The organism is Pseudomonas tehranensis (genome assembly GCF_014268615.1).
Taxonomy (GTDB): Bacteria; Pseudomonadota; Gammaproteobacteria; order Pseudomonadales; family Pseudomonadaceae; genus Aquipseudomonas; species Aquipseudomonas tehranensis.
In genome coordinates this window covers 39606-50150 of sequence record NZ_JABWQV010000017.1, presented here as the reverse complement: position 1 = coordinate 50150, position 10545 = coordinate 39606, and the positions used below count along the sequence as shown (strand labels likewise).

At 60.2% G+C, this 10545-nt stretch carries 12 protein-coding genes; 6 read left to right on the top strand and 6 right to left on the bottom strand.

The window, feature by feature from the left end:
* Positions 1-207 precede the first annotated feature (207 nt).
* Complete coding sequence (locus tag HU811_RS06010) at positions 208-750, top strand: disulfide bond formation protein B (RefSeq protein WP_186654641.1); 543 nt, start codon at positions 208-210, stop codon at positions 748-750.
* Between the two features lie 178 nt (positions 751-928).
* A complete protein-coding gene (locus HU811_RS06005) occupies positions 929-1387 on the top strand; it encodes an Rsd/AlgQ family anti-sigma factor (protein ID WP_047226119.1) in 459 nt (152 codons plus the stop codon).
* A 60-nt stretch (positions 1388-1447) separates the two neighbouring features.
* Here the strand turns inward: HU811_RS06005 and HU811_RS06000 are convergent, their stop codons facing one another.
* Positions 1448-2113 (bottom strand): FKBP-type peptidyl-prolyl cis-trans isomerase, encoded by a 666-nt coding sequence (locus tag HU811_RS06000; RefSeq protein WP_186654640.1) that lies wholly within the window; start codon positions 2111-2113, stop codon positions 1448-1450.
* Positions 2114-2306: 193 nt separating this feature from the next.
* On the opposite strand from HU811_RS06000, the gene HU811_RS05995 reads away from it, so the two are divergent.
* Complete coding sequence (locus HU811_RS05995; RefSeq protein ID WP_186654637.1) at positions 2307-3437, top strand: AlgP family protein; 1131 nt, start codon at positions 2307-2309, stop codon at positions 3435-3437.
* Here HU811_RS05995 and HU811_RS05990 read toward each other — a convergent pair.
* Entirely contained in the window at positions 3434-3898 is a 465-nt protein-coding gene (locus HU811_RS05990; RefSeq protein WP_186654635.1) for a TIGR02444 family protein, read from the bottom strand. The two genes, HU811_RS05995 and HU811_RS05990, sit on opposite strands and share 4 nt — an antisense overlap.
* Positions 3899-3948: 50 nt before the next feature.
* On the opposite strand from HU811_RS05990, the gene HU811_RS05985 reads away from it, so the two are divergent.
* From HU811_RS05985 to rhtB, 3 genes are all read left to right on the top strand, one after another.
* Positions 3949-5859: an ATP-binding cassette domain-containing protein gene (locus HU811_RS05985; protein ID WP_092453092.1), complete on the top strand. Its 1911-nt coding sequence runs from the start codon at positions 3949-3951 to the stop codon at positions 5857-5859.
* On the top strand, positions 5859-6440 hold the full coding sequence (locus tag HU811_RS05980) for a mechanosensitive ion channel family protein (RefSeq protein WP_047226114.1): 582 nt from the start codon (positions 5859-5861) through the stop codon (positions 6438-6440). The genes HU811_RS05985 and HU811_RS05980 overlap by 1 nt, the downstream gene beginning before the upstream one ends.
* Positions 6441-6527: 87 nt before the next feature.
* Positions 6528-7160: a homoserine/homoserine lactone efflux protein gene (rhtB, locus tag HU811_RS05975; protein WP_092395132.1), complete on the top strand. Its 633-nt coding sequence runs from the start codon at positions 6528-6530 to the stop codon at positions 7158-7160.
* A 58-nt stretch (positions 7161-7218) separates the two neighbouring features.
* Here the strand turns inward: rhtB and HU811_RS05970 are convergent, their stop codons facing one another.
* From HU811_RS05970 to HU811_RS05955, 4 genes are all read right to left on the bottom strand, one after another.
* The gene (locus HU811_RS05970; RefSeq protein ID WP_092395135.1) at positions 7219-7962 is read right to left on the bottom strand and encodes a penicillin-binding protein activator LpoB; all 744 of its coding nucleotides are present in this window, start codon (positions 7960-7962) and stop codon (positions 7219-7221) included.
* Positions 7963-7965: 3 nt separating this feature from the next.
* Positions 7966-8553 (bottom strand): penicillin-binding protein activator LpoB, encoded by a 588-nt coding sequence (lpoB, locus tag HU811_RS05965; protein WP_092452846.1) that lies wholly within the window; start codon positions 8551-8553, stop codon positions 7966-7968.
* A gap of 197 nt (positions 8554-8750) precedes the next feature.
* Positions 8751-9122: a YcfL family putative periplasmic lipoprotein gene (locus HU811_RS05960; protein WP_186654632.1), complete on the bottom strand. Its 372-nt coding sequence runs from the start codon at positions 9120-9122 to the stop codon at positions 8751-8753.
* Between the two features lie 18 nt (positions 9123-9140).
* The gene (locus HU811_RS05955) at positions 9141-10538 is read right to left on the bottom strand and encodes a COG3014 family protein (protein WP_186654630.1); all 1398 of its coding nucleotides are present in this window, start codon (positions 10536-10538) and stop codon (positions 9141-9143) included.
* Positions 10539-10545: the final 7 nt, after the last annotated feature.

The window sequence follows — 10545 nt, the reverse complement described above, 5'->3', positions numbered from 1 at the left end:
CCCCCCCCCCCCCCCCACGTGTTTATTGACGCCCCTAAAGGCGTTAGCAATGCCTTCGGTAAAGTCCTACAGCAAACTGCGCTTAATCTTCTCTTGCTTGTCGGGAATTCCCTACACCCCTGGTGAAGTGTCTGCACGGCCCCGCCTTGAAAGGCCGGCGGGCTTTCCTCTACCGTAACAGCCTGTCTCTTCTGTTACGGAACTGCCATGTCTTTGGCTTGCTCACGCTTCTTGTTTTTCATGGCTTTCATCGCCGCCGCTCTGGTTTTTGGTATCGCCAGTTACCTTGAATATGCGGTAGGTCTGACGCCTTGCAGCCTGTGTGTTTTGCAACGGTTGTGCCTGATGCTGTTTTTGATGAACTGTCTCGCCGCATGCCTGCATGGCCCCGCTCAGAAGGGCAGCATCTTCTACGGGGCGATGGGGCTGGTTTTCGCGTCGAGCGGATTGACGTTGGCGTGGCGTCAGGTTCTGGTGCAAGGCGATTCGCTGGAGCAGTTGCCCGATTGTATCGATCACCTCAAGGCAGTGAGTTCGTGGTGGGGCGCTGTACATCGTGTACTCGAGGGTGCGATCGACTGCGCGAGCATCACATGGACCCTGTTCGATCTGAGTCTTCCCGAATGGAGCCTGTTGTTTTTTCTCGCCGTGTCTTTTGTGATGTCCTATCTGCTGCTGCGCCTTGTCTGGAACGCCCTGATACGACCGCTCAGCGGCACAACGTCGCAACTGGTCCGGGTCATGGATTAAACACTTGTATGAACTTTATCTCCTGCGTACCTTGAAGCGGTTGTCGTGCGGGCATAATCTGGCCCGCACGTGTTATCGGATTTATGCCGCTCGATCATGTTGTGTCTGGCCTTGTCCCTGATCATTTCAGGCGGTGCGCAGGCTGCGAGGGGCATGACTCACAAGGGAAGAAATCACCATGCTCGAAAGTTGTCAGAATGCTCAGGAACGCTGGGGTGGGGTGCATCTGCTGATCGACCGCTGGTTGCAGGAGCGTCACGAACTGGTTCGGGCCTATGATGCTCTCGGCGACAGGCCTGAAGCGCTGAGTGAAAGCCGCAAGCCGTTGCAGGAGTTCTGCGGTGTGCTGGTCGACTACGTGTCTGCCGGTCATTTCGAGATATACGAACAACTGACGAGCGAGGCCAAGGCCTTCAACGATAAGCGTGGCCTGGAGCTCGCCGAGCAAATCTACCCGCGTATCGACGTCATCACCGAAAAACTGCTGGCCTTCAATGATCTGTGTGATGAAGGCAAATGCGTAGCGGAAAAATTCAAGGAACTGGGTGGCTTGCTGCACGAGCGTTTCGAACTGGAAGACTGCCTGATCGAAGTGCTGCACAACTCCCACAAGGAAGAAGCGCCGGCCCAGGCTTGAGGTCTTTTGCAGAATCAAAAAAACGGTGCGCATTGCGCACCGTTTTTTTTGGAGTCAGCTTCAGGTCGTCGCGCCCAGTAACTCGATTTCAAACACCAGCGGCGTGAATGGGGGGATGACATCCCCGGCTCCTTCGGCACCGTAGGCCAGGGTCGAAGGAATTACCAATCGCCATTTTGCGCCTACCGGCATTTGTGGCAATGCACTGCGCCAACCGTCAATCACGCTGTCGAGACTGAACCACTGCGCTTGTCCGTTGGAATCAAATACGGTGCCGTCTGGCAATCGACCGACATACAACACCTGGACCTTGCCGTGAGGGCCGGCCTTGGCGCCATGGCCGGGTTTGAGTTCGGTCAGCAGAATGCCATCTGCCAGCTGTTGCGCGCCGGGCCGGGCTTTTTCCTCATCAAGAAATTTCTGCTCGGTTTTCAGTGCCGCTTCGATTTGCGGCGTCGCCGGTGACGACGTCAGCCGTGCCTGATGGTCGGCCAGTAGCTGTTCGATGCGCTCATCCTTCAGGGCCAGCGGTTTGCCCAGATAGGCCTGTTGCAGACCCTCGACCAACGCCTGGATCTGCAGGTCGGGCACATCCTGGCGCAGGCGTTCACCCAGGCTTGCCCCCAGGCTGTACGCCAGGTCATGAGCGTCGTTTGCGCTGGTTTTTTCTGCGGCCTGAGCCATGGAGCAAACCATGCACAGGAATAAAAACAAGTGACGCGACATGTAGTGTTCTCCGGCCTCGAATCGAGGGGATTATGCCAGTGCCGATATCCGCAAAGCTGGTTTGCCCCGGCAGTGGGGTAGAAGATTTTTCGTACCTTGCAACGCAACGTCTTGTGTACTGTCAACATGCCCTAGCGGCGGTTGCAGCAGAGGTCTAGTATGAGCCGCACTCACGTCAGTCAGGAGGTAAACCATGTCGGCCACCAAGAAGCCAGTAAACACTCCGTTGCACTTGCTCCAACAACTTTCGGGCAGTCTGCTCGAGCATCTGGAAAACGCCTGCTCCCAAGCCCTGGCTGATGCTGAAAAACTGCTCGCCAAACTGGAAAAACAACGCGGCAAAGCGCAGGAAAAACTGCACAAGTCGCGCACCAAACTGCAAGACGCAGCCACCGCTGGCAAGGCCAAGGCACAAGCCAAGGCCAAAGAGGCTGTGAAGGAACTCGAAGACCTGCTTGATGCCTTGAAGGATCGTCAGTCCGAAACCCGCGCCTACATTCTGCAACTCAAGCGTGATGCCCAGGAAAGCCTGAAACTGGCCCAAGGCGTCGGTCGTGTGCAAGAAGCCGTGGGCAAAGCATTGAGCCTTCGTGCTGCCAAGCCTGCCGCTGCCGCTGTATCGGCCAGAAAACCGGCCGCTAAACCTGCCGCGACAAAAACACCGACCAAAGTAGCTGCCAAACCGGCCGCAAAAGCGCCGGCCAAAGCAGCGAGCAAACCAGCTGCTAAACCGGCTGCGAAAAAACCGGTTGCTGCCAGCGCTGCCAAACCCGCTGCGAAAACAACTGCAGTCAAAGCTGTCGCCAAGCCGACGGCCAAAGTGGCTGCCAAGCCAGCCGCTAAACCTGTTGCCAAGAGCGTCGCCAAACCAGCCGCTAAAACCGCCGCCGCCAAACCCGCAGCGACAAAAACCGCCGCGGCTAAACCGGCTGCCAAGCCAGCTGCTACAAAAACGGCGGCTGCCAAGCCCGCCGCTGCCAAAGCGCCCGCTAAAGTTGCAGCTAAACCGGCTGCCAAGCCAGCCGCTGTCAAAGCACCCGCCAAAGCTGCGGCTAAACCGGCTGCCAAACCGGCTGCTGCCAAACCCGCCGCCAAGCCTGCCGCCGCCAAGCCTGTGGCCAAGCCCGCTGCGAAACCTGCTGCGAAACCCGCCGTGAAAAAGCCTGCTGCCGCAAAACCTTCGACTGCTCCGGCGGCCAAGCCTGCGACATCGACTCCGGCTCCTGCAGCGACCCCTGCGCCAACCGCCAGCACTGTGACCCCGGCGCTGAGCCCGAGCGCCACCCCGGCACCGAGCAGCAACACCCCAACCCGCGCTTCCTAAGTGCCGGACGCCGCGACGCGCAGCTGATGCAGCGCGTCGCGGTTCCCTTGGTCGGAGCCCGCCACTAATCCTTGCAGCCATTGCGCTGAATCTTTGGGTTGTTCCCCAGGCCAGTCCTTGGTCGCAGTCTCCAGTCGCTCCAGCAATCTTCGCTCGGCTTCCAGTTCCAGTCGCTTGACCTGCTCGCGCAGGCTATCGAGTGCCGTGTCTTGGAGGGCGCGGACTTTCCATTGGCTACGGAGCGTGCGCAAGGGCTGTACGACGTCCGTGTCCCATGGGCCGACCCATTGCTGAAGTTGTTGCAGTCTTTGTTCAGTGCAGGCAACCCCGCGCTGTTCCAGCCATAGCCCGCAAAGCAGCAGGCAGACATTGGTGCCGGCGCTCTGCAGCGCCAGGCAGGCTTGCTCCACGCCAGGCTTGGCGTAGAGGTCGAGGGAAAAGCTCCATAGATCAGAGGACATCGTGCTACTCGCGCCAGTTGCGAGCGAAGCTGGTAGACTCCGCCGCCATTATGATTCGACTTCAGAACCTGACTTTACAGCGTGGCCCGCAACGTCTGCTAGAAGACGCCGAGCTGACCCTGCACGCCGGCCACAAAGCTGGCCTCATCGGTGCCAACGGCGCTGGCAAATCGAGCCTGTTCGCCCTGCTTCGAGGTGAACTGCACCCGGACTCGGGTGATTGCCTGCTGCCCGCCGATTGGCGTATCGCCCACATGCGCCAGGAGGTCGACACCCTTGAGCGCCTGGCGGTGGACTATGTGCTGGACGGCGACCTGCGCCTTCGTCAGGTCCAGCGCGACCTGGCGGCGGCCGAGGCGGCCCACGACGGCGCCGCCCAGGCCCGTCTGCACGCGGAGCTCGACAGCGCCGACGGCTACACCGCCGATGCCCGCGCACGCAAACTGCTGGCAGGCCTTGGGTTTACCAACGAGCAGATGGACCGAGAGGTCGGGGCCTTCTCTGGTGGCTGGCGGATGCGCTTGAACCTGGCTCAGGCCCTGATGTGCCCCTCGGACCTGCTGCTGCTCGATGAGCCCACCAACCACCTGGACCTCGACGCCATCATCTGGCTCGAAGACTGGCTCAAGAGCTATCCCGGCACACTGCTGCTGATTTCCCATGACCGCGATTTCCTCGACGCGGTGGTGGATCATGTCGCCCATGTCGACCAGCGTAAGCTCACCTTGTACCGTGGCGGCTACAGCGCCTTCGAGCGGGCCCGTGCCGAACGTCTGGCCCAGCAACAGCAGGCCTACGAGAAGCAGCAGGCGCAACGTGCGCACATGGAAAGCTACATCGCCCGCTTCAAGGCCCAGGCCACCAAGGCCCGTCAGGCCCAGAGCCGGATCAAGGCACTGGAGCGGATGGAAGAACTGTCTGCGGCCCACGTCGATTCACCGTTTGATTTTGTTTTCCGCGAATCGACCAAGATTTCCAGCCCGCTGATCGACCTGTCGGATGCGCGTCTGGGTTATGGCGACAAAACCGTGCTGGAAAAGGTCAAGCTGCAGTTGACCCCTGGCGCGCGCATTGGCCTGTTGGGCCCGAACGGTGCCGGTAAGTCGACCCTGATCAAAAACCTCTCCGGCGAGCTCGAACCCCTGGCCGGGCGTCTGACCCGGGGCGAGAACACCGTGGTCGGTTACTTCGCCCAACATCAGCTCGATTCTCTCGACGCCAAGGCCAGCCCGCTGCTGCATTTGCAGCGTCTGGCACCGAACGAGCGCGAGCAGACCCTGCGTGATTTCCTCGGTGGTTTCGACTTTCGCGGTGCGCGCATCGACGAGCCGGTGCTGAATTTTTCCGGCGGCGAAAAGGCCCGCCTGGCGCTGGCATTGATCGCCTGGGGCCGGCCGAACCTGTTGCTGCTCGACGAACCGACCAACCACCTCGATCTGGAAATGCGCCTGGCCCTCACCATGGCCTTGCAGGAATTCAGCGGCGCGGTGCTGGTGGTGTCCCACGACCGGCATTTGCTCAAGAGCACCACGGACAATTTTTTCCTGGTGGCCGACGGCAAGGTCGAAGAGTTCGACGGTGACCTGGAAGACTATGCCCGTTGGCTGGTGGAGTACCGTCAGCGCAACGCACCGGTCAGTACCACGCCGGTTAACCCGGACAAGACCGACAAGAAGGCCCAGCGCCAGGCCGCCGCCGCATTGCGCCAGCAGTTGGCGCCTCACAAGCGCGAGGCCGACAAGCTCGAAGTCGAACTGGGCAAGCTGCATGAAAAACTGCAAAAGATCGAAACCAGCCTCGGCGACAGCGGTCTCTACGAAGCGGCGCGCAAGGATGAGTTGCGCGATCTGCTGGCCGAACAGGCCAGGCTGAAGGTTCGGGAAGCGGAGCTTGAGGAGGCGTGGATGCAAGCCCTGGAACTGCTGGAAAACCTGCAAGCGGAGCTGGAGGCACTGTCCTGATGGAAGCCTTGGCCCTGCCTATACCCGTCATGTGGGTCGAGCCGATCTGGCTCGGTGTGCAAATACTGCTGATCCTGTTGGCCGGCTACATCGCACAGCGTTGCGTGGCGCGGGCCCTCACGGGTCTTGCCGAGCGCTACCCATTACCGTCCCAGTTGGTGATCATCCTGCGGGGTGTGCTGCGCTGGCTGATCATGGGCAGCGCGGTGCTGGTGGTGCTTGAACGCCTGGGCGTCTCGGCCACGGTGCTGTGGACCGCGCTGTCGGGGTTCGTCGCGGTGGCGGCGGTGGCGTTCTTCGCCATCTGGAGCGTGCTGTCGAATCTGTTGTGCGCCATCCTGATCTACACCGTCGGGCCGTTTCGTCTGGGCGATGTGGTTGAGCTGGTGGAGTCCACCGACAAGCCCGGCATCAAGGGGCGGGTGGTGGCCATCAACCTGCTTTACACCACCCTGATCGAACCCGAGGAGCTCGGCACGGGCAGTTCCATGGTGCAAGTGCCCAACAGCCTGTTCTTCCAGCGTTCAGTTCGACGCTGGCGCGGCAACGAGGCGTTTCCGGTCGGCGGGTTCGTCGAGTAAGCGGGTCTCGATTGTTAAATATCTGTGGTCAACCGTCCGGCGGCGCATTAGCTTAGTGACTTCAACGAATCTGAGCCGAGGTGTGCAATGCTGCTGGAAACATGGCTGGCGTTTTTCGCCGCTTGCTGGGTGATCAGTCTTTCGCCGGGCGCCGGTGCCATCGCATCGATGTCCAGCGGTCTGCAATACGGTTTCTGGCGCGGCTACTGGAATGCCCTGGGCCTGCAATTGGGCCTGGCGTTGCAAATCGTGATTGTCGCCGCCGGTGTCGGCGCGATCCTCACCGCATCGGCGACCGCGTTTTATGCGATCAAATGGTTTGGTGTGGCCTATCTGGTTTATCTGGGCGTCAAGCAGTGGCGAGCCATCCCGGGCGATCTCAGTGATGACGCGGCCGTGCGGCCTATCGGCAAGCCTCTGGCGCTGGTGTTTCGCGGTTTTCTGGTCAACATCAGCAACCCCAAGGCATTGGTGTTCATGCTTGCGGTGTTGCCTCAATTCATCGACCCCCATGCCCCGCTGATCAAGCAATACCTGATCCTGGGCGTGACGATGGTTTGCGTCGACCTCATCGTCATGGCCGGGTACACCGGGCTGGCATCCAAAGTCCTGCGCCTGCTGCGCACTCCGAAACAGCAACGTCGAATGAACCGCACCTTTGCCGGGTTGTTCATTGGTGCGGCAGGGCTGCTGGCGACGATTCGCAAAGCCTCGGTGTAACCAGACGGTTCTGATGTGGCGGGGAAATTCCCTCGCCACACAATAATCGCTGAACCGCTTAGCGCAAAATGACCGGCGCGGTATCCCGTGGCAGGTTGTTGCGCGGCGCCGGCTCGCCGGCTTGTTCGTAGTTAGGCCCGCCAAGTTGTTCGCTCAGTTGCCGCGCTACGTCCTCACCCAGGGCCTTGGACACCTCGCGCACGACCCTAGGGCGGTTGAGGTTAATGCGTACGTCCCGGTGGTTCAGCAGCTTGGTGTCCTGGCCTTCACCCATGGCGGTGAAGGCCGAGGTGATTTCGTAGGTCTTGGTGTTGATCAGGCTGAAGTCCGCCACCAGGGTCAAGGCGAGCACGGCCGAGTAGCTGTTGGTATTGGCCAGTTCATTGATGTCGCGGGTGAAGTCGATGTCCGATACGGTGCCGAACAGCACGTAATCGGCGCCCTTGAAGTGCCCGGCCTTGATTCGCTTGATCACGTCATAGACGTCGCCCGTGGACGAAGCGGTGTGGGGTGTGCCTTGCACGAGCTGGAACATCCCGCTGCGCAGGATTTCGCCCTTGATGTCGCCGGTGAACTTGCGCAGTTCGCCCTGCTCGATGTAGCTGGTGGTGGCTTCCATCTCGTCGTAGCTCGACGAAGCGCTGGCGCTGTAAGGATTCGCCTGGAAGTTACTCTGGGCCGAAACGATGTGGATGTATTCCTCCACCCGTTGCTGGTACGCGAGGTCAGTGACCGCGACTTTCGGGGCCGCCTGCGCGCTGAACGCGCAGGCCAGGGCCATGATGCCAATCCATGTGCGCATGGCTTAGCGCTCCGTGGTCTTGCGGATTTCTTTCTCGTCCATCCACTCGGCCAGACCGCTTTCGACGTCGATCAATTGCAGGCTGAATTTGTAGAAGACGTCCTTGTAGTCGCTGCTGCGCTTGACGATCGAGCTGATGGAGCCTTCGAGGCGGTATTTGGCGGCGATCATGTTGCCGGTCTTGGCCACGGTGCTTTTCTTGTACAGGCCGCTCTGGTTTTGCAGCTTGAGCTGGTCGACCTGGCTGTCCATGGCGTTGTTGTCGCTGGCGAACCGCGCCGCGCCGGTCTTCATCAATTGGGTCTTGATGCTGGTGGTGATCTCGCGGGTGTCGATGTACTCGCTGGTCTTGTTCTTCACGTCATAGACCTGAACCACCGGGCGGCCCTGCAAAATGCCGGACTGGGCCAGGGAGCGGGTCATGGATTCGGCGATCATTTGCAGGTCGGTAGAACCGAATTCGTTGGTCACGGTTTCCACGGCCTTGGTGTCGCCGTAGCTGATGTTCTTGTTGCCCAGGACTGGAGAGTTGTTGGCGCAGCCGCTGACCAGCAGGGCGGCCAGAGCGAGGGAAGAGATGCGTAGGAACATGTGGGGACTCTCAAATTGCTGCATAAAGGGTTTTTGTGGCGAGGGGATTTATCCCCTTTGGGCTGCGCACTGTAGGAGCTGCCGAAGGCTGCGATCTTTTGATTTTTCGCTTGCGACTCAATTGTCTAGGACAAGATCGCAGCCTCGTTGCACTCGTCAGCTCCTACATCAGCGTCTATGGCCCAGCGGTGCGTGGCTCAAGGTGTATTGATTTCCAATCGGAAATCCACAGCCTTGGGTGTCGGTGCGATGGCCGGCAGGAAACTGGTTTGTTCGCCATACAGCGTCAGGCTTTTCCAGGTTTCTTCCTCGGCAACCGGAAAGCCTTCCGGTCCCAGCCAGGCAAAGCGGTAGTACATCGTCTTGTTGTTGAAGCTGGTGTTGCTCAACTGCACATTGACGGTCAGGTAGCCGTTTTCCCGCGCCACGCGCATGGCGCCGACCACGATGTTTTTCTGTTTGCCCATGGCCACGACTTTGCTGGCGGCGCTGCCCGGCTCCGGCGGCGGTGGGGTGGCGCAACCGGCCAGCAAGACCAGGGCGCCGACGGCGATCAGTTTTAAACGCATTTGAACAAGACTCCGTTCTTAAGGTTGCTTGATGCTGGCGACGGCGGTCGGGTGGGTGCTTGGGATCACTTGGGCGGCCAGGCCGCCGGCGAAGACCTGATTGCCCACCGCCCGCAGGCTGATGACCTGGTAGCGCTGATCGACGGTGACCTTGACCACCGAACCACCTACTGCACTCGGCAAGGTGACCTGGTGTTCACCTTTTTTCAGGCGCAGACGCACCACCTGGGTGTAGTCCGGCAGGGTGCGCCAGGTCCGGGTGTCCGCGCCTTCGAGCACGGCCGAGGTCAGGCCCACCGCGAGGCCGGCCAGGGGGTTGGTTTCGTTGATCTGTTTTTGCGCCACGCCACGGGTGATCGCCCGCACGGTCGTGCGCAGGATGATGCCGGGCATGTCGTCACGCAGGGCGCGGCGGGACATGGCTGTGGTGCTGTTGAGCTGGGTCAGGTCCAATTGACGACCGTCGACACCGATTTGGGCGAACGTAGCAGTGGAGGTGTCAGGCTTGATCAGGGGGAATGAAAGTGGCGTGATCACTACATTGCCGCTGATGGGCAAGGGCAGGGGAATGCGGATCGAGTCCCGGGACGGCGCCAGGCCGCTCTGCACCACAATCAGGATGTCGCTTTCATCCTTCTTGTCGGCAGGCTTGTCGAGATTGATCAGTGCCTGCTCCAGCAAAGGCGTGTTCGGACGCAGTTCGGCGGCTTTGCGATAGCCCGGCGCGGCCAGGTCTTTTTCGCCCAAGGCTTCATAGACGAACCCGGCCAGGTAATGGCTGAACGCACTCTGATAGCTGTTTTTCAGGCTGACCACTTCCGGCGCGTCGAGGCTGGCCACCGGGTAACCCTGCAGGTCCTTGTACTCGGTCTTGACCCCTTGCTTCTCGGCGTCTTCCTCACGCTTGAGGTATTCCTTGTCCCGCAGGTCGGCAATCACCGCTTCGCGCTCGTGGGTTTTCTTGATCTGCATCCGCGCGCCGTCGAAGTCGTTCACGGCCAGCAGGTTCAGGGCCATCTGCGTGGTGAGCATGACCTTTTCGTAGTCATAGCCTTCGTAGCGCCGAACTTTATCGTTGACCAGAAAACTGCCGAACTGGGCGAGATACTTGCCTGTGTCGAGCTTGACCGCATCTTCCCACTGGCCCACTTGCTGGTCAGCGCTGGTCCAAGCCGCCTGGCTGCCGGGCAGATCGCCCTTGGCACGCAACAGCTCACCTTTTTCGAAGAAATACAGCAGGTCTTTGTCTTGGCTGGTGTTGTTCTTCTCCAGCAGGGTCAACGCCGCGTCGACGTTGCCGGAAGCCAGTTGCTGATTGGTCTGAGCCAATTCGCTGTCGTAGTTGCGAAACGCAGAGCAGCCAGACAACAAGGTGATCGCGCCGAGGGCGATCGAAAGAGCGGCACGGGATGCCATGAATACT